This window comes from Cronobacter universalis NCTC 9529 (genome assembly GCF_001277175.1).
GTDB classification, from domain to species: domain Bacteria; phylum Pseudomonadota; class Gammaproteobacteria; order Enterobacterales; family Enterobacteriaceae; genus Cronobacter; species Cronobacter universalis.
Genome location: NZ_CP012257.1, coordinates 2,591,608 through 2,610,669 on the forward strand (window position 1 = coordinate 2,591,608; position 19,062 = coordinate 2,610,669).

General features: G+C 60.1%; 19 protein-coding genes. 7 read left to right on the plus strand and 12 right to left on the minus strand.

Features of this window, described 5'->3' with window-relative positions:
- Positions 1 to 92: 92 nt before the first annotated feature.
- The 4 genes from ruvC to aspS form a co-directional block, all read right to left on the minus strand.
- Positions 93 to 614 (minus strand): crossover junction endodeoxyribonuclease RuvC, encoded by a 522-nt coding sequence (gene ruvC, locus AFK65_RS11955; protein ID WP_007698955.1) that lies wholly within the window; start codon positions 612 to 614, stop codon positions 93 to 95.
- An 88-nt stretch (positions 615 to 702) separates the two neighbouring features.
- Positions 703 to 1,443 (minus strand): YebC/PmpR family DNA-binding transcriptional regulator, encoded by a 741-nt coding sequence (locus tag AFK65_RS11960; RefSeq protein ID WP_004384823.1) that lies wholly within the window; start codon positions 1,441 to 1,443, stop codon positions 703 to 705.
- Between the two features lie 27 nt (positions 1,444 to 1,470).
- Positions 1,471 to 1,914 carry a dihydroneopterin triphosphate diphosphatase gene (gene nudB, locus AFK65_RS11965; RefSeq protein ID WP_007698967.1) on the minus strand — a complete coding sequence of 148 codons (444 nt, stop codon included), beginning with the start codon at positions 1,912 to 1,914 and terminating at the stop codon, positions 1,471 to 1,473.
- 1 nt (position 1,915) lies between these two features.
- Positions 1,916 to 3,694, minus strand: coding sequence for an aspartate--tRNA ligase (gene aspS / locus AFK65_RS11970; RefSeq protein WP_038856917.1), 1,779 nt, complete (start codon positions 3,692 to 3,694; stop codon positions 1,916 to 1,918).
- A gap of 265 nt (positions 3,695 to 3,959) precedes the next feature.
- Between aspS and AFK65_RS11975 the strand changes: the two genes are divergently transcribed.
- The 5 genes from AFK65_RS11975 (at position 3,960) to cmoB (ending at position 7,556) form a co-directional block, all read left to right on the plus strand.
- The gene (locus AFK65_RS11975; RefSeq protein ID WP_038856914.1) at positions 3,960 to 4,526 is read left to right on the plus strand and encodes a hydrolase; all 567 of its coding nucleotides are present in this window, start codon (positions 3,960 to 3,962) and stop codon (positions 4,524 to 4,526) included.
- Positions 4,523 to 5,341 carry a DUF72 domain-containing protein gene (locus AFK65_RS11980; protein ID WP_007698981.1) on the plus strand — a complete coding sequence of 273 codons (819 nt, stop codon included), beginning with the start codon at positions 4,523 to 4,525 and terminating at the stop codon, positions 5,339 to 5,341. The genes AFK65_RS11975 and AFK65_RS11980 overlap by 4 nt, the downstream gene beginning before the upstream one ends.
- A gap of 67 nt (positions 5,342 to 5,408) precedes the next feature.
- Positions 5,409 to 5,804, plus strand: coding sequence for an MAPEG family protein (locus AFK65_RS11985; RefSeq protein ID WP_007698985.1), 396 nt, complete (start codon positions 5,409 to 5,411; stop codon positions 5,802 to 5,804).
- A gap of 40 nt (positions 5,805 to 5,844) precedes the next feature.
- Positions 5,845 to 6,588 (plus strand): carboxy-S-adenosyl-L-methionine synthase CmoA, encoded by a 744-nt coding sequence (gene cmoA / locus AFK65_RS11990; protein ID WP_007698987.1) that lies wholly within the window; start codon positions 5,845 to 5,847, stop codon positions 6,586 to 6,588.
- Positions 6,585 to 7,556, plus strand: a complete 972-nt coding sequence (cmoB, locus tag AFK65_RS11995; protein ID WP_007698988.1) for a tRNA 5-methoxyuridine(34)/uridine 5-oxyacetic acid(34) synthase CmoB — start codon at positions 6,585 to 6,587, stop codon at positions 7,554 to 7,556. Before cmoA ends, cmoB begins: the two co-directional genes overlap by 4 nt.
- 36 nt (positions 7,557 to 7,592) lie before the next feature.
- Here the strand turns inward: cmoB and lysM are convergent, their stop codons facing one another.
- From lysM to cutC, 4 genes are all read right to left on the minus strand, one after another.
- A complete protein-coding gene (lysM, locus tag AFK65_RS12000) occupies positions 7,593 to 8,039 on the minus strand; it encodes a peptidoglycan-binding protein LysM (RefSeq protein ID WP_007698990.1) in 447 nt (148 codons plus the stop codon).
- Positions 8,040 to 8,189: 150 nt separating this feature from the next.
- On the minus strand, positions 8,190 to 9,842 hold the full coding sequence (locus AFK65_RS12005; RefSeq protein ID WP_032804709.1) for a J domain-containing protein: 1,653 nt from the start codon (positions 9,840 to 9,842) through the stop codon (positions 8,190 to 8,192).
- Entirely contained in the window at positions 9,842 to 11,542 is a 1,701-nt protein-coding gene (locus AFK65_RS12010; RefSeq protein WP_038856910.1) for a molecular chaperone HscC, read from the minus strand. Before AFK65_RS12010 ends, AFK65_RS12005 begins: the two co-directional genes overlap by 1 nt.
- Before the next feature lie 211 nt (positions 11,543 to 11,753).
- Positions 11,754 to 12,485, minus strand: coding sequence for a copper homeostasis protein CutC (gene cutC, locus AFK65_RS12015; protein ID WP_038856909.1), 732 nt, complete (start codon positions 12,483 to 12,485; stop codon positions 11,754 to 11,756).
- Positions 12,486 to 12,570: 85 nt separating this feature from the next.
- Between cutC and AFK65_RS12020 the strand changes: the two genes are divergently transcribed.
- Entirely contained in the window at positions 12,571 to 13,722 is a 1,152-nt protein-coding gene (locus tag AFK65_RS12020) for a MalY/PatB family protein (RefSeq protein WP_038856907.1), read from the plus strand.
- Here the strand turns inward: AFK65_RS12020 and AFK65_RS12025 are convergent.
- From AFK65_RS12025 to AFK65_RS12035, 3 genes are all read right to left on the minus strand, one after another.
- Positions 13,712 to 14,878, minus strand: coding sequence for a zinc-dependent alcohol dehydrogenase (locus tag AFK65_RS12025; RefSeq protein ID WP_038856905.1), 1,167 nt, complete (start codon positions 14,876 to 14,878; stop codon positions 13,712 to 13,714). The genes AFK65_RS12020 and AFK65_RS12025 overlap by 11 nt on opposite strands.
- A 3-nt stretch (positions 14,879 to 14,881) precedes the next feature.
- Positions 14,882 to 15,424 (minus strand): SRPBCC family protein, encoded by a 543-nt coding sequence (locus AFK65_RS12030; protein WP_038856903.1) that lies wholly within the window; start codon positions 15,422 to 15,424, stop codon positions 14,882 to 14,884.
- A 149-nt stretch (positions 15,425 to 15,573) separates the two neighbouring features.
- The gene (locus tag AFK65_RS12035) at positions 15,574 to 16,137 is read right to left on the minus strand and encodes a VOC family protein (protein ID WP_038856902.1); all 564 of its coding nucleotides are present in this window, start codon (positions 16,135 to 16,137) and stop codon (positions 15,574 to 15,576) included.
- A 185-nt stretch (positions 16,138 to 16,322) separates the two neighbouring features.
- Between AFK65_RS12035 and argS the strand changes: the two genes are divergently transcribed.
- The gene (gene argS / locus AFK65_RS12040; protein WP_007699008.1) at positions 16,323 to 18,056 is read left to right on the plus strand and encodes an arginine--tRNA ligase; all 1,734 of its coding nucleotides are present in this window, start codon (positions 16,323 to 16,325) and stop codon (positions 18,054 to 18,056) included.
- A 65-nt stretch (positions 18,057 to 18,121) separates the two neighbouring features.
- On the opposite strand, the gene AFK65_RS12045 is transcribed toward argS, so the two are convergent.
- The gene (locus AFK65_RS12045; RefSeq protein ID WP_007699011.1) at positions 18,122 to 18,748 is read right to left on the minus strand and encodes a helix-turn-helix domain-containing protein; all 627 of its coding nucleotides are present in this window, start codon (positions 18,746 to 18,748) and stop codon (positions 18,122 to 18,124) included.
- Positions 18,749 to 19,062 lie beyond the last annotated feature (314 nt).

Below are 19,062 nucleotides of genomic sequence, written 5' to 3' on the forward strand. Positions count from 1 at the left end.
CTGGACAGATATCCAGTCAAGAAATCGCGGCGCCGGTAAGGGATGTGACCGTTGCGAGGCGTCTCGCAAAGGAACGGTAACGCGGGTTGCCGCTAACGCAGCCGCCCGCGCGCCAGGTTGAGGCGCGATTCGCTGACCTGCATCGCGTTCTGGCTGACATGACAATGGGTAATGGCGATAGCGAGCGCATCCGCCGCATCCGCCTGCGGGTTAGCGGAGAGTTTCAGCAGCGTGCGCACCATATGCTGCACCTGGCTTTTTTCAGCGCTGCCGATGCCCACCACCGTTTGCTTCACCTGACGCGCCGCATATTCAAACACCGGCAGATCCTGGTTCACCGCCGCGACAATCGCCGCGCCGCGCGCCTGCCCGAGCTTCAGCGCCGAATCGGCGTTTTTCGCCATAAAGACCTGTTCGATGGCGAAATAGTCGGGGTGGAACTGGGTGATGATTTCGCTGACGCCCGCGTAGATAAGCTTCAGACGTGACGGCAAATCCGTGACGCTGGTGCGGATACAGCCGCTGCCGAGATAGGTCAGCTGGCGCCCGGTCTGGCGGATAACGCCGTAACCGGTGACGCGCGACCCCGGGTCGATGCCCAGAATAATGCTCATTGCGCGTCTCCTGAGGAAAAGCCAGTGGGAATAAAGAAAGATATCAGACTGCGGACGTCGCCGCCCGCGGTCTGAAAGATGACGGGTATCACAGGGTCGCCGCAACCTCGTCGGAGATCTCACCGTTGTGGTAAACCTCCTGCACGTCGTCGCAGTCTTCCAGCATATCGATAAGACGCAGCAGCTTCGGCGCGGTTTCCGCGTCCATATCCGCTTTGGTGGACGGGATCATGGAGACTTCCGCGTTGTCGGCCTTCAGGCCCGCCGCTTCCAGCGCGTCACGTACCGCGCCCATCTCTTCCCAGGCGGTGTAGACGTCGATAGCGCCGTCGTCATAGGTCACGACATCTTCAGCGCCCGCTTCCAGCGCGGCTTCCATGATGGTGTCTTCGTCGCCCGCTTCGAAGGAGATAACGCCCTTCTTACTGAACAGGTACGCCACGGAGCCGTCGGTGCCGAGGTTGCCGCCGCACTTGCTGAAGGCGTGACGCACTTCGGCGACGGTACGGTTACGGTTGTCGGAGAGACACTCCACCATGACCGCGGTGCCGCCAGGGCCGTAACCTTCATAAATGATGGTTTCCATGTTCGCGTCTTCGTCACCGCCGACGCCGCGCGCGATGGCGCGGTTCAGGGTGTCGCGCGTCATGTTGTTGGACAGCGCTTTATCGATGGCCGCGCGCAGACGCGGGTTAGAGCCCGGATCGCCGCCGCCCAGACGCGCTGCTGTCACCAGCTCGCGAATAATTTTAGTGAAGATTTTACCGCGCTTGGCATCCTGTGCCGCTTTGCGGTGTTTGGTGTTGGCCCATTTACTATGACCTGCCATAAAAATATCTCCAGAAAGCGCGCCTTTTCAGGCGGCGTTAATAACAAATTCTTCAATCGCCTGCCGGTTGCTCCAGGACTTGGTCAGCATAGCCGCCTCGGCGGCGTCAACCCAGCGGTACGTCAGGTGCTCGGTAAACACGATCTCCCGCTCCGTCGGCAGCGCCAGACAGAACCAGGACTCCGTATTACGCGTGACCCCCGGCGCATAGCGATGACGTAAATGACTGAAAATTTCAAACTCCACCGTGCGCTGACAGTCCATCAAGGTCAGTTGCTCAGAAGCAACGTCAATGGAGACCTCTTCCTTTACTTCGCGCGCGGCGGCCTGCGGCGCGGTTTCCCCCTCCTCCAGGCTGCCGGTAACCGACTGCCAGAAATCAGGATCGTCGCGCCGCTGCAACATGAGCACCCGTTTCGTGTCCTGGGCGTAGATCACCACCAGCACGGAGACAGGGTGCTTATAGTGCATATTACTTATTCTCCGGCGACGCTTTTTTCACGACTTCGATGCCCAGCTCAGCCAGCGCGGTCGGGTTCCCGAAGCTCGGCGCTTCGGTCATCAGACAGGCGGCCGCGGTGGTTTTCGGGAAAGCGATGACATCGCGGATGTTATCCGTGCCGGTCAGCAGCATGGTCAGACGGTCAAGGCCGAACGCCAGGCCCGCGTGCGGCGGCGTACCGAATTTCAGAGCGTCCAGCAGGAAGCCGAACTTCTCGCGCTGCTCTTGCTCATTGATGCCCAGAATGCCGAACACGGTCTGCTGCATTTCGCCACGGTGGATACGCACCGAGCCGCCGCCCACTTCATAACCGTTGATAACCATATCGTAGGCGTTCGCTACAGCGTCTTCCGGCGCCGCTTTCAGTTCTTCCGCGGTCATGTCTTTCGGCGCGGTAAACGGATGGTGCATCGCGCTCAGGCCGCCTTCGCCGTCGTCTTCAAACATCGGGAAGTCGATTACCCACAGCGGCGCCCATTTGGCTTCGTCGGTCAGGCTCAGATCTTTACCGAGCTTCAGGCGCAGCGCGCCCAGCGCGTCGGCGACCACTTTTTTGTTGTCGGCGCCGAAGAAAATCATGTCGCCGTCCTGCGCGCCGGTGCGCTCAAGAATGGCTTCTACGATTTCCGCGTTCAGGAATTTGGCGACCGGGCTGTTAATGCCGTCCAGGCCCTTCGCGCGCTCGTTGACTTTGATATACGCAAGACCTTTAGCGCCGTAAATTTTGACGAAGTTGCCGTAGTCGTCAATCTGCTTGCGGCTCAGCTGGGCACCGCCCGGCACGCGCAGCGCGGCGACGCGGCCCTTCGGATCGTTGGCAGGGCCCGCGAAGACCGCGAACTCTACGCTTTTCAGCAGATCGGCCACGTCCACCAGCTCCATCGGGTTACGCAGATCCGGTTTATCGGAGCCGTAACGGCGCTCGGCTTCGGCGAAAGTCATGACCGGGAACTCGCCCAGATCTACGCCTTTCACGTCAAGCCACAGCTGACGGATCAGTTTTTCCATCACTTCACGCACCTGCGGCGCGGTCATGAAGGAGGTCTCGACGTCGATCTGGGTAAATTCAGGCTGACGGTCAGCGCGCAGGTCTTCGTCGCGGAAGCATTTTACAATCTGATAGTAGCGATCGAAGCCGGACATCATCAGCAGCTGTTTGAAAAGCTGCGGAGACTGCGGCAGCGCGTAGAACTTGCCTTTATGCACGCGAGACGGCACGAGATAGTCGCGCGCGCCTTCCGGCGTGGCTTTGGTCAGCATCGGCGTTTCGATGTCGAGGAAGCCGTGGTCATCCATAAAGCGGCGCACGAAGCTGGTGATTTTCGCGCGGGTTTTCAGGCGCTGGGCCATTTCCGGGCGACGCAGGTCAAGATAGCGGTATTTCAGACGCGCTTCTTCGCTGTTGACCTGGTTGGAGTCGAGCGGCAGCGGCTCGGCGCGGTTGATGATGGTCAGTTCGGTGGCGAACACTTCCACTTCTCCGGTCGCCATATCGCGGTTGACGTTTTTCTCGTCGCGCGCGCGCACGGTGCCGGTGATTTGAATGCAGAACTCATTACGCAGTTCAGAGGCGAGGCTGAAGGCGTCGGCGCGATCCGGGTCGAAGAACACCTGAACGATGCCTTCACGATCGCGCATGTCGATAAAAATCAGACTGCCGAGATCGCGACGACGGTTGACCCAACCACACAGAGTCACTTGCTGTCCGACGTGGGACAGATTGAGCTGCCCGCAATATTCTGTACGCATGAGATATCCCTTAATTTAGCCGCAGGCCGTTTGTCGCCTGCCCTGCAGGCACCACTGTCGCAGCTTTGGCTGAATGTCACTACTGGATGAAAAAAGGGGGCTATTATACTGGAAATTCCGCGCCGCGATAAGCCCGAAGCCGCGCGCCCGCGCGATTGCTGCGCGTAAACTGGCGCTTCTCACAAAATTTAACAAAAATAGACACTCGTCCGGCCCGCGACGCCAGTAAGGTACTCATCCAAAACACGCTTTAAGGGGAGTCTCTATGTTAACGCTTAATCCCGCGACCACCGCGCTGGTGGTGATTGATTTACAGGAAGGGATCCTGCCCTTTGCCGGCGGTCCGCACAGCGCCGACGACGTCGTGGCCCGCGCCGCAAGGCTTGCGGAGAAGTGCCGCGCGGCGGGCGCGCCGGTGGTGATGGTGCGTGTCGGCTGGTCGAAAGATTTCAGCGAAGCGCTGAAGCAGCCGGTGGATGCGCCGATTGCCGGACATACCCTGCCGGACGAATGGTGGCACTACCCGGTAGCGCTCGGCAAACGCGACAGTGACATCGAAGTGACCAAACGTCAGTGGGGCGCCTTCTACGGCACCGATCTGGAGCTACAATTACGTCGTCGCGGCATCACCACTATCATTCTGTGCGGCATCTCCACCAACATTGGCGTGGAATCCACCGCGCGCAACGCCTGGGAGATGGGCTTTGAACTGGTCGTCGCCGAAGACGCCTGCTCGGCCGCCGACGCCGATCAGCACAACGGCAGCATGACGCATATTTTCCCGCGCATCGGGCGGGTTCGTTCCACAGAGGAGATCCTCGCAGCCCTATGATTTATCTCGGTCTGCCGCAATGGTCGCACCCGAAATGGGTGCGGCTTGGCATTACATCGCTTGAAGATTACGCCCGCCACTTTAACTGCGTGGAAGGCAATACCACGCTGTACGCGCTGCCAAAGGCAGAGATCGTCGGGCGCTGGCACGCGCAGACCCACGACGATTTCCGCTTCTGTTTTAAATTCCCGGCCACCATTTCGCATAACGCCGCGCTGCGCCACTGCGACGATTTAACCGCCGAGTTTTTCGCGCGCATGGCGCCGCTCGAAGCCCGCATCGGCCAGTACTGGCTGCAACTGCCCGCCGCGTTCGGCCCGCGCGATCTGCCTGCGTTGTGGGCGTTTCTTGACGCCCTGCCCGGCGGTTTTACGTATGGCGTTGAAGTGCGCCACCCCGATTTCTTCGCGAAAGGCGAGGCGGAGCAGTCGCTTAACCGCGGGCTTATCGCGCGCGGCGTTAACCGCGTGATGCTCGACAGCCGTCCGGTGCATGCCGCCATCCCTCACAGCCCGGCGGTCATCGACGCGCAGCGGAAAAAGCCCAAAGTGCCGGTGCACGCGCTCGTCACAGCGCAGCATCCGATGGTGCGGTTTATCGGCAGCGACGATATGGCGCAAAACGCGGAGTTTTTCGCGGTGTGGCTTGCCAAACTCGCGCAGTGGCAGCAGACCGCCACGCCTTATCTCTTTCTCCACACGCCGGATATCGAGCATGCGCCGGAGCTGGTGCACACGCTCTGGCCGGCGCTTCGCGAGGCGCTGCCGACACTCGGCGACGAACCCGCCATCCCCCATCAGGACACCCTCTTTTAGGGCAGCGACAATATGGCCGCGCCACGCTATCATAAAGGCGCCATTAACAGCGTTAAACGGAGTTTCTATGGTAAGCGCGCTTTATGCGGTTCTGGGTGCGTTGTTGTTGATGAAGTTCTCTTTCGATGTGGTTCGTCTGCGGATGCAGTACCGCGTCGCCTATGGCGATGGCGGTTTCAGCGAGCTGCAAAGCGCTATCCGTATTCATGGCAACGCGGTGGAGTATCTGCCCATCGGCCTGTTGCTGCTGCTGTTTATGGAGATGAACGGCGCGCAGAACTGGATGCTGCACGTCTGCGGCCTGCTGCTGCTGGTCGGTCGTCTGATGCACTATTACGGCTATCATCATCGCCTGCTGCGCTGGCGGCGTAGCGGCATGAGCGCCACCTATACCGCGCTGCTGCTGATGGTGCTGGCCAACATCTGGTATATGCCCTGGGAGTTGGTTTTCTCGTTTCATTAGCGCAAAATACGCCCCTTTCGTTTTCCCCAGGATTTACGCTATGTCAAATCGCGACACGCTGTTCTCCGCGCCCATCGCCCGTCTGGGCGACTGGACTTTCGATGAGCGGGTGGCTGAAGTCTTCCCCGATATGATCCAGCGTTCCGTGCCGGGCTATTCCAATATCATCTCTATGATTGGCATGCTGGCGGAGCGCTTTGTCCAGCCCGCAAGCCAGGTTTACGATCTTGGCTGTTCGCTCGGCGCCGCCACGCTCTCGGTGCGCCGCAACGTGCATCATGACGGCTGTAAAATCATCGCGGTGGATAACTCGCCCGCCATGGTGGAGCGCTGCCGTCGCCATATTGACGCGTTCAAAGCGCAGACGCCGGTCGAGGTGATTGAGGACGATATCCGCAATGTCACCATCGAGAACGCCTCCATGGTGGTGCTGAACTTCACGCTCCAGTTCCTGAACCCGGACGATCGCCAGCTGCTGCTCAATAAAATCTGTCAGGGCCTGAATCCTGGCGGCGCGCTGGTGCTGTCGGAGAAATTCAGCTTTGAAGACAGCGTGGTGGGCGAACTGCTGTTCAATATGCATCACGACTTCAAGCGCGCCAACGGCTACAGCGAGCTGGAAATCAGCCAGAAACGCAGCATGCTGGAAAACGTGATGCTTACCGACTCCGTGGAAACCCACAAAGCGCGCCTGCGCAAGGCCGGGTTTGAACACAGCGAACTCTGGTTCCAGTGCTTTAACTTCGGCTCGCTGGTGGCGGTGAAAGGCGGGAGCGCGGCATGATCGATTTTGGCAAGTTTTATCAGCAGATCGCCTGTGGGCCGCTCGCCCACTGGCTGGAAACCCTGCCCGCCCAGGTCGCGGCCTGGCAGCGCGACGCCCTGCACGGCCAGTTTAAACAGTGGAAAAATTCCCTCGATAATCTGCCTGCGCTGGCGCCGGACCAGCTTGATCTGCTGCACAGCGTCAGCGCGCAGAGCGCGGAGCCGCTTAGCGACGGGCAGCGCAAGCGCATCGAACAGCTGCTGCGCACGCTAATGCCGTGGCGTAAAGGGCCGTTCTCGCTCTACGGTATCGACATCGACACCGAGTGGCGCTCCGATCTCAAATGGGACCGCGTGCTGCCGCATATCACGCCGCTTGCCGGGCGCACCATTCTGGATGTCGGCTGCGGGAGCGGCTATCACCTGTGGCGTATGGTCGGCGCGGGCGCGCAGCTCGCGGTCGGCATCGATCCGACGCAGCTCTTCCTGTGCCAGTTTGAAGCGGTGCGTAAGCTTTTAGGCGGCGACAACCGCGCGCATGTGCTGCCGCTCGGCATCGAGCAGATGCCCGCGCTGAACGCGTTCGACACCGTCTTTTCGATGGGCGTGCTCTATCACCGCCGCTCGCCGCTGGATCACCTCTGGCAGCTTAAAGATCAGCTGGTGAAAGAAGGCGAACTGGTGCTGGAAACGCTGGTGGTGGAAGGCGATGAAAATACGGTGCTGGTGCCGGGCGAGCGCTACGCGCAGATGCGTAACGTCTACTTTATTCCCTCCGCGCCCGCGCTGAAAAACTGGCTGGAGAAGTGCGGTTTTGTGGATGTAAAAATCGCTGATTTCTCGGTCACGACAGTAGAAGAGCAGCGCCGCACCGCCTGGATGGAAACGGAGTCGCTGGCAGATTTCCTCGATCCCCATGACGCCACCAAAACCCGCGAAGGCTACCCTGCCCCGCTGCGCGCCGTGCTTATCGCACGCAAACCCTGATGTTTTCTCCCGCACCGGCGTGCGGGAGACGTTTTTTTACTGCGGAATACGCAGCACCTGGCCCGGATAGATTTTTTCCGGGCTGGTCAGCATCGGTTTATTAGCTTCAAAGATTTTAGGGTATTGATTCGCGTCGCCATACACCTCTTTGGAAATGGCGCTGAGGGTGTCGCCTTTTTTCACCGTATAGTACTGGCTTTCCGGCGCCGGGCTCGCCACCGCGACGTTGTCATCGACATGCCCGATGCCCGCGATGTTCCCGACGGCCACCAGGATTTTCTCTTTCGCTTCCTGGCTTAAGCCCTGTCCGGTCACGGTCGCTTTGCCGTCATCCACCTGCACCTGCACTTTATCGGCATCCGGGATGCCGGTTTTCTTGAGGTGCTCCTGCACTTTGGCGTTCTGCGCCGCCGCATCGTTATGTCCGGAGACGCTGTCCCAGATTTTCTCGCCCGCTTCTTTCACAAAATTCAGTAAGCCCATAGTTCCTCCTCAAAAAAAGTCACCTGAGAAGTCTGGCAAAAAAATGAAGAAATAAGCCAGGCGGCAGCGCGCCGGTTGCCTGAAAAGCGAGCAGCCCGGCGAGGCCGGGCGGGTGAAGTTATTTGTCAATGCGCGTGGCGCTGTTGTTTGTCACGCCCCCAGCAGCACGCGCGCGCCGGTGACGATAGCGAAAAACAGCAGCGCCAGCAGGACAAACTTCAGACGTCCGCCGCGTTTCGGCGTCGGTTTTTTGCGAAACCGCCGCAGCGCGCCGGGATAACGCCAGAGATCGGTCCAGGCCAGCAGCAGCGTCACGACCACGAAAATCCACATCGTCAGCCTGCCACAGACCAGCGCGATAACAACGCTCACGACGCAGAACGGGATCACATGCGCGAACAGCCGCCAGCGTTTACGCCGCGGGGAGTAGATAAACCGCGGCAGCAGCCGCTCGCTCAGCGCCGCGTCTCTGTCCGAGAAGGGCCGGGCCAGTCCCCGCCATAAAACTACCGGGAAAATACCCACCACCATTGTCACCACGGGCGCCACCAGCACACGGAGCACCACGTCCCACGGGGTGACAGTGCCGTCATACACCGCGGGCAGCATCCAGCCAAACGTCGCCATCATCATCCCGATCAGCCAGAGGCTGCGCAGCATCGGACCGTGCGCCTCATTAAGCTTGTGGTACGTCTGTTGCCACGCGTGGATATCCGCGCCCGCAAAACGCGGGATAAGCGCCGGATGGCCGAGCGTCAGCAGGTCGGTCAGCCGGCCACAGGCCTGCCAGTCTTCATCGGTGTAGTCGAGCCCGGCCAGCATGCGGGCGTCTTCATCCTGCACACGTAATACCATCTGCGCCGCCCGGTGCGCAGAATCGTCGCCTGGCGCGTCGCGCTGCGCAATAAGCTGCGCAAAAAGCGCTTCGTCTTCGTTGCGGGCGATGACCTGCGCCCACAAGTCCGGCAGATCTGGCCGTTCGCCGCGCGTCTCATCCCAGTGAAACAGCCTGCACAGCGCCGCGAAGCGTTCCGCAGACCAGTCAGGCTGCGCATCCAGCAGCGTCAGCGCCAGCTGTTGCAACTGGCGTTGCCCGTCGTAGCTCTGCAGCCAGGGCGTATTCGCCAGCGCGCGCAGGCAGGCGATGTAACCGGCGTCGTGTCCCTCTTCCAGCGCCGCCTGCATCTGTTCGGCATAAGGGTTCAGCAGCACATGGCGTAACCGGTTCTGCTGCGACTCGTCAATCCTGACGATCTGGGCCGGCGTCAGCCACTCAAAGCGCGCCTGCGCGTGGGCGGCGAGGGCGTGCTCGTCCGGCGCGAGATGCCAGAGACAGCGCGTCAGCACCGCCTCTTCAAATTCGCGCCGTTCCCCCATCGCGCGCGCTTCCAGCCAGCGGGCGTTGAGGTTTTCCTCATTTAACCCGTCGAGCAAGGCCGCGGTGCGCGGCGGCTCATACAGAGGGGCGGGACGAACGGGTTCGTTTTCCGGCGGCGCAGGTTCGGGCTCGCGCTGAGGCTTCGCCAGCGGCGGGTCATCAGCTTGCCTGCGCGCGTCTGCTTCGCTGTCGTCATCGTGCTCATCGTTAGCATCGTCACAGGCGTCGTCTTCGTTGTATTCATCGTCGTCGTCCGCGACGCCGCGACGCGCCTGATCCAGCGCCGCTTCATAGGCGTCGCGCAGTTGCTGAAAGCCTTGCGGATCGTCATCAGGGCGGCACCCTTTCAGAAGTCTGGCGTAGGCACGTTTAATGGCGCGCTCATCCGCGCCGGGCGCAAGCCCGAGGATCTCCAGCGCGCGCATCAGAAAAGCCACATCCCGGCTTCGATAGCGTCCGCCTGCTGCGTTATCTCGTGACGGGCTTTATCGATGCGCGCGTCATCCTGGCTTTCCAGCGCCTGCTGGAATCGCGCCCCGAGATAGCTTATCTCCTCGCGCATCTCGCCGGTGTTCTCCTGATACAGACGATCGAGACGGGCCATCAGATGGGTGTTGGGCTGGCGTTCGCGCGGGTGAATTTTCAGCGCGCTCAGCTGTGCGAGGCGTTCGGCAATCTCTTGCGGCGTCAGCACGCCGGGATTATTTTCGATAATCAGCTGATGGCGCTCGCCGGTCAGCGGCACCGTGACTTCGGCTTCCAGAATGCCATTAATGTCATAGGTAAACCGTACGTCCAGCGACACCTCGCCCGCCGGTCTCGGCGGCACCGGCACGCGCATTTTGCCGAGCTCAATGTTGTCTTTCACCATCCGGCTCTCGCCCTGGTAGATAGTAAACTCCACCATCGTCTGGTTATCGGCCAGCGTACAGACCGTTTTCACCCGGCTCACCGGCACCACCACGTTGCGCTCGATGACCGGCAGGTAATAGCCGTCATCGTGATGGCGGCCAAAGGCTTTGACGGTTTCAATGCCCAGCGTATAAGGACAGACATCCGTCAGCACCACTTCTTCCAGCGCCGCGTCGCGTTTTTTCAGCGCCGCCTGCACGGCAGCGCCGAGCGCCACCGTCTCGTCAGGGTTTATCGACACCGACGGGAAACGGCCAAACAGGCCGGCGGCCAGGCGGCGCACCAGCGGCATACGGGTCGCGCCGCCCACCAGCAGGATCTCGTCGAGATCCGCGACACGAATGCGGGCGTCGCGCAGCGCGCGCTCAATGGGCATGCGCAGGCGGGTCAGCAGCGGCGCGAAAATATCATTCAGCTCACCCTGATGAAAGTCCTGGCTCCAGGTCTGGTCTTCGGCACGCAGCGTAAAGGTGGCGACATGTCGCTCGCCAAGCGCCTGTCGCACCCGCTCGGCCTCGCGGCGCAGGGCATGGGTGTGCGCCGCCGGGTCGGGCAGTCCGCCCGCCGCCAACTGGCGCGCCACGAACGCATCAATCAGCGCCTGGTCGAAATCTTCGCCGCCGAGAAAGTTGTCGCCTGCGCTGGCGCGCACTTCCATTACGCCTTCGAACAGCTCCAGTACCGAAACGTCAAAGGTGCCGCCGCCGAGATCGAACACCAGAAAGGTGCCCTCTTCTCCCCGACGATGCAGGCCGTAAGCCAGCGCCGCCGCGGTCGGTTCGTTAATCAGTTTTTCAACGTGCAGCCCGGCCAGTTCGCCCGCGATGCGCGTGGCTTTACGCTGGGCATCGCTGAAATACGCCGGTACGCTGATGACCGCTTCGGTGACCGTTTCGCCGCAGGCGCGCTCGATATCGTCCTTCAGGCTTTTCAGAACCAGCGCCGAGAGCTCTTCGGCGCGAAACAGCTTATCTCCAAGCCGGACGGTCCAGGCGGTGCCCATATGACGTTTGAAAAGCGCGGTAGTGAGATGGGGGTGCGTGTGCAGGCGCTCGTGGGCGGCTTTACCGACCAGCACGCGCCCCTCGTCGTCGAGGCCGACGACGCTTGGCGTGAGCAATTCTCCCAGCGCGTTAGCGATAAGCCGTGGATGGCCTTCCTGCCAGATGGCGGCGAGGCTATTGGTGGTGCCGAGATCGATGCCGACGATCATCCTGTTCTCCCTTTGCAGGTCTGCGACAGACATTGACGATGCGTGGCATCTTCTCTGAGGAGCCGGGGAAAGACAAGATGATGACCAGATTTGGTAGCGCAACGCGGCGCGCGCATAAAAAAAGCCCCGGCAAAAGACCGGGGCCTGGTACGAGCAAGCATCATATTGGGCGACATGATGTGCGGTAAAAACTGAGGGCAAAAATCTTCGCTTACGAAAGCGCCGCCTTCATGGCGGCTACCGCGTCGCCATCCACCTGGTAACGGGAGTATTCGTCAACGCTTGCGTCCGATGACATCGAGACGCCGGTATTGCGATAACGCATGGGAGAGGCTACATGGATGCCCGCCGAGCTGTGAAGCTCGTCTATCCCCTGCGTCAGGAACAGGTTAAGGTTGCTAAGCCGTACCCCTGCACCGGCCATAATGATTGGAGCACGGGATTTCTGTTTTAGTTCCGTAATTAATAAAATTCCTTTTTCCGCCGTCGCCTGCTGCCCGGAAGTCAGGATGCGCGCCACCCCGAGATCGGTTAATTCTTCCAGCGCTTTCAACGGGCTGGCGCACATATCAAAGGCGCGATGAAACGTCACCGCCATGCCGTCGGCGGCGCGCATTATTTTACGCATCCGGGCGAGATCCACCCCGCCGTCCTCATTGAGCACGCCCGTCACCAGCCCCGGAAAGCCCAGTTCGCGGATAAACGCGATATCGTCCAGCATCGCCGCGAACTCGCTCTCGCTATAGCAAAAATCGCCGCCGCGCGGACGCACGATAGGATGAACGGGGATCGTTATCTGCGCCCGCACGCCTTTGAGCACGCCCGCGGAGGGCGTCAGGCCGCCCTCATTCACCGCAGAGCACAGCTCAATACGGTCAGCGCCCGCCGCCTGCGCGGTCATTGCGCACGCCTGGCTGTAACAGCAGATTTCCAGTAACGCCATGGGTAACTCCCTGTAAATAAAAGTAGTGGTCAGTCAGGGGCAAACGTCTTAGTCTGAAATCCCCTTTGCCGCAGGACAACGTATCATGGCATTCAATTTTGACGAAGAGATCAACCGCCGTCACAGCGACAGCATCAAGTGGAACGCCCATGAGGAATCGGTACTGCCGATGTGGGTGGCTGATACCGATTTCCGATCCCCCGCCTGTATTACCGATGCCCTGATGGCGCGCGTGCAGCACGGCGTGTTCGGTTACGGCGCGCATCCGCAGGAGCTGGCGGAAGCCTTCGTTGAGTGGTGCCAGCGCCGCTACCAGTGGCGCGTCGATCCGCAGTGGCTGGTGTTTATGCCAGGCATTGTCGCGGGGCTGAATCTCTCGGTGCGCGCCTTCACCACGCCTGAGGAAACCACGGTTGCGCCCACGCCGATTTACCCGCCGTTTCGCAAATCCGCGGCGCTGGCCGGACGCGCCCAGCTTAACGCGCCGTTGCAGCCGCGCGGCGAACGGCTGGTGCTGGATCTCGAAAGCCTGCGCCCGCAGCTCACCGGGCGCGAAAAACTGCTGATGCTCTGTAATCCGCAAAACCCCGGCGGCACGGCGTACCGCCGCGACGAGCTGGAGGCGCAGCTCGCGTTCGCGCAGGAGCATGACCTTATCGTCTGCTCCGATGAAATACACTGCGATCTGATCCTCACGCCCGACGTGCAGCATATTCCGTTCGCCTCGCTGAGCGAAGACGCGGCGCGGCGCTCCATTACGCTGATGTCGCCTTCCAAAACGTTCAATATCGCCGGGCTTGGCGCGTCGGTGGCGGTCATCCCGGATGCCGCGCTGCGTCAGCGTTTCTGCGCCGCGCGCGAAGGCATTGTGCCCCATGTGGACGTACTGGCGCTGACGGCCGCCGAAGCGGCCTGGCGCGGCGGCGAACCGTGGCTTGCTGAACAGATTACGTATCTGCGGCGCAACCGCGACCGGTTATACGCGGCTGTTGAGGCGCTTGCAGGGCTTAAGATGGTGCGCCCGGAGGCGACCTATCTGGCGTGGGTCGACGCCGCAGGGCTTGGGGTGGAGAACCCGACGCGCTTCTTTAAGCGCCAGGGGCTCGGTTTCTCCCCCGGCGCGGATTTCGGCGCGCCGCAGCATGTGCGGATTAACTTCGGCTGCACGGCCGCCACGCTGGAGACCGCCATTACGCGCCTGCAACGTGCGGTCGAAGCGGCGAACGTCAGGGCTTAAACACCGCCCGCACGCAGCCGTCTTCTTTGTTTTTGAACATTTCATAGCCGCGCGGCGCGTCTTCCAGCGAGAAGCGGTGCGTGGCGAGGAAATCGGTGCGCAGCTCGCCCCGCGCGGCGTGATCCAGCAGGCGTTTCATGTAGGTCTGTCCGTGCTGCTGGGCGGTGCGAATGGTTAACCCTTTGTTCATCGCCACGCCGAGCGGGAATTTATCCATCATCCCGTAGACGCCCAGAATGGCGAGCGTGCCGCCTTTACGGCAGGCGCGGATCGCCTGGCGCAGCGCGGCGCCGATGTCGGTATGCATTTTGAGCGCCTGTTTGGTGCGGTCATAGGCGTATTCCAGCCCTTCGCCGTGCGCCTCCATGCCGACCGCGTCGATGCAGCTGTCCGGGCCGCGACCGCCGGTTATCTCAAGCAACGCTTCGTAGATATCCACTTTGGTGTAATCCAGCGGGATCGCGCCGACAATATCGCGCGCCATCGCCAGCCGCTCGGGGAAACGGTCAATGGCGATCACTTTCTCGGCGCCCATCAGATACGCGCTCTGGGCCGCCATCAGCCCGACGCCGCCGCAGCCCCACACCGCGACCGTATCGCCGGGGTGGATATTGCAAAAATCCGCGCCCATGTAACCCGTCGGCGCGGCATCAGAGAGAAACAGCGCCTGCTCGTCAGAGACGGTTTCCGGCACGATAAAGCAGTCGTTATCGGCGAACGGCACGCGCACATATTCGGCGTGCGAGCCGGCGTAGCCGCCGAACGCGTGGCTGTAGGCATAAATGCCCGCCGTCGGGTAGCCGAGGATTTTTTCCTGCATGTGCGCGTTCGGGTTGGTGTTATCGCAGCAGGAGGTCAGCCCGTGGTTACAGTACCAGCAGGAGCCGCACGAGATAAACGACGGCACCACGACGCGATCGCCGCGGCGGATGTTTTTAACGTCCGGCCCCACCTCCACCACTTCGCCCATAAATTCATGGCCGAGGATATCGCCCTCTTCCATGCTCGGAATAAGCCCGTCGATGACGTGTAAATCGGAGCCGCAGGTCGTGGTCAGCCCCACTTTAAGGATCACATCATGCGGGTTGACGATAGTGGGATCGCCTACGGTCTCCACACGCAGATCGTTAACGCCGTTCCAGCAGAGTGCTCGCATCGGTTATTCCTCCACCTTATCCATGCCGCCATGACGCGCCGCCGGTTGCGGTTTGTTGGTCGCGATTTCGCCGGTTTCGGCGAGGCTTTTAAAGCGCCGCAGCGCCTGGCTCAGCATCGCCTCCGGCACCAGATCGATTTTCTTCGACAGCCACTCGCCTAAAAAACCGCCCGGCGGATCGAAGTGCAGCGCCAGCGTCACTTCGGTGCCGCGCTCGTCCGAAATATGACGAAACGTCAGCCTGCCGGCGTTCGGCACGGTGGCTTTTTTCTCAGACGCCCAGCTGATGTAGTGGCCGCGCTCTTCATCGACAATATGCGCATCCCACTCCACGGTTTTGCCAAGCGGCATCCGCACGGCCCAGTGGGACGCGGTGTTGCTGAGAATGGTGATGCGGGCGAAGTGTTCCATGATGCGCGGCAGGGTTGAGGGGGCGCGCCATAAATCAAACAGCTCCTCGGCGGAGCGGTGGATAAGCAGGGAGCGGCGCAGCCCAGGCTCATCACGGTTAATCCAGAGATCGGTATGTTTTACGGTTTGTTGCATGAGTCTCTCCCATCGGGTCGAAAACAGACGTCGGGTCTCTCCTTACTTTTTTCATGCGGGGGCGTGCGGGAAAAGGTCCCCTGAATACTATAGACAAAAAACGGGGCCAGACCTTGCGCCAGTCTGGCCCCGCGGATCGTCACGAACAATTACTGCTGTTCGCTTGCGACGATCTCTTCGATGGAATACGGATGGAATTTGATGGTAACGATGCGATCGGTGACGGCGAGGGTCGGGTTCGGCAGCCGCTCATGCTCGCCCGCAGGCGAGCTGGTTTTCACCGAAATGTCCGGCGCCATCAGGCCTTCGTCGCCCAGCAGCGCCAGCGCGCGCTGGTTGAGCGTCTCCGGCGCGCCGGGCAGCACGATTTCAATATGCTCCCAGCCTTCATGTGGATAGCGCTTCTCGCCAGGCCACGGCAGTTCGACGACCGTAAAGCGCCACGGCCCGACGCAGACCGGCTCATCCAGGCGAAAAAGGCAAATCGGGCGGCCATTAATGATGTTTTCGCTAAGCAGCGTGCCGCACTGCTCAAACCCTTTCCGCCAGCGCTCGGCGGTGGCGTTCTGGTGGCAGCGCAGGGAGATATGATCGGCATGCAGCCCGTTAATATCGAGCGCAAGACGCCCGGCGAGCGTCTGTAACGCCGCCTCGAAGCGCGGCAGATCCGCGCGGATATCCTGGAGTGCTTCTGGTGTGTGCCAGTGGGTCATCGGCTTTTCCCGTAGGGTGACAAAGGCGCTAATCTACCCTGTTTGACGCCCGCGCTCCAGCGCGCGCCGCCCTGCCCGACGGTGCTGACGCCGCCGCCTAAATGCAGTATACTTTTGCCCTCTTTTTTCTTAAGACCGCACGCTGCCGCCTTCGACAGGCAGCGTTATTAACGTAAGGTATCCCGGTGAATATTCAGGCTCTTCTCTCAGAAAAAGTCAGTCAGGCGCTGATTGCCGCAGGTGCGCCTGCGGATTGCGAACCGCAGGTTCGTCAGTCAGCCAGAGCGCAGTTCGGCGACTATCAGGCTAACGGCGTGATGGCTATCGCGAAAAAACTGGGCATGCCGCCGCGACAATTCGCCGAGCAGGCTCTGGCCCATCTGGATCTCACCGGGATCGCCGCGAAGACCGAAATCGCGGGCCCTGGCTTTATCAATATTTTCCTCGACCCGGCGTTCCTTGCGAAAAATATCGAGGCGGCCGTCGCCTCCGATCGCGCGGGCGTTGAGAAAGTGAGCGCGCCGCAGACCATCGTTGTCGATTACTCCGCGCCGAACGTCGCCAAAGAGATGCATGTGGGCCACGTTCGCTCCACCATTATCGGCGACGCCTCTGTACGCACGCTGGAGTTCCTCGGCCACAAGGTCATCCGCGCCAACCACGTCGGCGACTGGGGCACCCAGTTCGGTATGCTGATCGCTTATCTTGAGAAACAGCAGCAGGAAAACGCCGGCGAGATGGCGCTCTCTGACCTCGAAGGGTTCTACCGCGAAGCCAAAAAGCATTACGACGAAGATGAAGCGTTCGCCGAGCGCGCGCGCAGCTACGTGGTGAAACTGCAGGGCGGCGACGAATATTGCCGCGACATGTGGCGCAAGCTGGTTGACATCACCATGACGCAGAACCAGATAACGTATCAGCGTCTTAACGTGACCCTGACGCGCGATGACGTGATGGGCGAAAGCCTCTATAACCCGATGCTGCCCGGCATCGTCGCCGATCTGAAAGCCAAAGGGCTGGCGGTGGAGAGCGAAGGCGCCACCGTGGTGTTCCTGGATGAGTTCAAAAACAAAGAAGGCGAGCCGATGGGCGTTATCATCCAGAAAAAGGATGGCGGCTACCTCTACACCACGACCGATATCGCCTGCGCGAAATACCGCTATGAAACCCTGCACGCCGACCGCGTGCTTTACTACATCGACTCCCGCCAGCACCAGCATCTGATGCAGGCGTGGACTATCGTGCGTAAAGCGGGCTACGTGCCGGAATCCGTCCCGCTGGAGCACCACATGTTCGGCATGATGCTCGGCAAAGACGGCAAACCGTTTAAAACCCGCGCGGGCGGCACCATCAAGCTCTCCGAGCTGCTGGACGAAGCGCTGGATCGCGCGCGTCGCCTGGTCGCTGAGAAGAACCCGGATATGCCTGCCGACGAGCTGGAAAAACTGGCGAACGCCGTGGGCATCGGCGCGGTGAAATATGCGGATCTCTCGAAGAGCCGCACCACCGACTACATTTTCGACTGGGATAACATGCTGGCCTTCGAGGGCAACACCGCGCCATATATGCAGTACGCCTACACCCGCGTGCTGTCGGTGTTCCGCAAAGCGGGCGTTCAGGAGAGCGAACTGACCGCGCCGGTGGTGATTCAGGACGATCGCGAAGCGCAGCTCGCCGCACGCCTGTTGCAGTTTGAAGAGACGCTGGGCGTGGTGGCCCGTGACGGTACGCCGCACGTCATGTGCGCCTATCTCTACGATCTGGCGGGTCTGTTCTCCGGCTTCTATGAGCACTGCCCTATTCTCACTGCCGAAACCGACGCGCTGCGCCAGAGCCGCCTGAAGCTGGCGCTGCTGACCGCGAAAACCCTGAAGCTGGGTCTCGATACGCTCGGTATTGAAACCATCGAACGCATGTAACGCTGCGTTCAGCTATAAAAAAGGCCCGTCACTGACGGGCCTTTTTACTGGCGCTCCCCGGCGGTTTAATATTTTTGCGGCAGCTTGCCGAGGGAAACCAGACGGCCGCGCTGGATTTCGATATAGCCGCCTTTGCGTAACTCCTGAATCACTTTCATCACGTAGCTTTTCGATAAATTGGTGGTGCTGGTAATATACTGGCTGGCATTTATATTCATGCGCGTTTCCGGCAGCATTTCACCGAGCGTAATGAGCGATTTCCTCACTAATACGTAAGAATCGGCGGCATAAAAATGGTAGTTTTTCCACAACAGGGCATGGTAATAAAAAGATATAACGTGGCTGGTCTCTTTCCAGAGTTTTTGCTCTTCGATAACGTTAAAAAAATCCGCCCGACTTATCTTTTTGACCAGACTGTCTTCTTTTATTATTAACCGAAAACGTTCAAATCGGGGATTATGCGGCTCCAGAGAAATACCGATAATATTAGGCCGGTGAGTTTCAAAGAAAATGAGATTATCCCAATCTCGCGTCATAGCGAGACTGCCTGACAGTAAAATATTGACAGATTCTTCATTCTGCGTCAGGCAGGAACCGCGCGGATATTCTTTAATCATACCGTGTCCCTGCAGGGCATTAATCAGCGCGTTTATCTGGGCGTCCGGCCGTGGGGGTAAAGGATAGTGGTTCATTTATATGATCCATCAGGATTAACGGCGTCGCAGAACCGTACCGTCATTCCGGCGAATTTCCGGGATTCAGGCCGGCAGCGAATGCGTTATCAGTTATGCAACCGCGTAGCCAGACGAAAAGCGATGTCCCTGGGTCTGCTTAATACCGTGGCAGTCATTAATGCGACATAAAGACACCGAGTGAAATGTATCCATGAACAGCATTTAAAGAGAATATCCTTCGCGTAATGCAAAGAATCACAGGCGTCCTGGCAACGACATGACGAAAATTACCTGATTATTGTTTCTGATTAAATGAATCAACAATAATGGCA

Coding starts and splice junctions, on each gene's coding strand:
- cmoA (WP_007698987.1), top strand. CDS start 5,845: ATGTCAAATCGCGACACGCTGTTCTCCGCGCCCATCGCCCGTCTGGGC.
- AFK65_RS11980 (WP_007698981.1), top strand. CDS start 4,523: ATGATTTATCTCGGTCTGCCGCAATGGTCGCACCCGAAATGGGTGCGG.
- lysM (WP_007698990.1), bottom strand. CDS start 8,039: ATGGGCTTACTGAATTTTGTGAAAGAAGCGGGCGAGAAAATCTGGGAC.
- cmoB (WP_007698988.1), top strand. CDS start 6,585: ATGATCGATTTTGGCAAGTTTTATCAGCAGATCGCCTGTGGGCCGCTC.
- aspS (WP_038856917.1), bottom strand. CDS start 3,694: ATGCGTACAGAATATTGCGGGCAGCTCAATCTGTCCCACGTCGGACAG.
- AFK65_RS11985 (WP_007698985.1), top strand. CDS start 5,409: ATGGTAAGCGCGCTTTATGCGGTTCTGGGTGCGTTGTTGTTGATGAAG.
- AFK65_RS11960 (WP_004384823.1), bottom strand. CDS start 1,443: ATGGCAGGTCATAGTAAATGGGCCAACACCAAACACCGCAAAGCGGCA.
- AFK65_RS12025 (WP_038856905.1), bottom strand. CDS start 14,878: ATGCGAGCACTCTGCTGGAACGGCGTTAACGATCTGCGTGTGGAGACC.
- AFK65_RS12020 (WP_038856907.1), top strand. CDS start 12,571: ATGGCATTCAATTTTGACGAAGAGATCAACCGCCGTCACAGCGACAGC.
- AFK65_RS12030 (WP_038856903.1), bottom strand. CDS start 15,424: ATGCAACAAACCGTAAAACATACCGATCTCTGGATTAACCGTGATGAG.
- nudB (WP_007698967.1), bottom strand. CDS start 1,914: ATGCACTATAAGCACCCTGTCTCCGTGCTGGTGGTGATCTACGCCCAG.
- ruvC (WP_007698955.1), bottom strand. CDS start 614: ATGAGCATTATTCTGGGCATCGACCCGGGGTCGCGCGTCACCGGTTAC.
- cutC (WP_038856909.1), bottom strand. CDS start 12,485: ATGGCGTTACTGGAAATCTGCTGTTACAGCCAGGCGTGCGCAATGACC.
- AFK65_RS12045 (WP_007699011.1), bottom strand. CDS start 18,748: ATGAACCACTATCCTTTACCCCCACGGCCGGACGCCCAGATAAACGCG.
- AFK65_RS11975 (WP_038856914.1), top strand. CDS start 3,960: ATGTTAACGCTTAATCCCGCGACCACCGCGCTGGTGGTGATTGATTTA.
- AFK65_RS12010 (WP_038856910.1), bottom strand. CDS start 11,542: ATGATCGTCGGCATCGATCTCGGCACCACCAATAGCCTCGCCGCCATC.
- AFK65_RS12035 (WP_038856902.1), bottom strand. CDS start 16,137: ATGACCCACTGGCACACACCAGAAGCACTCCAGGATATCCGCGCGGAT.
- AFK65_RS12005 (WP_032804709.1), bottom strand. CDS start 9,842: ATGCGCGCGCTGGAGATCCTCGGGCTTGCGCCCGGCGCGGATGAGCGC.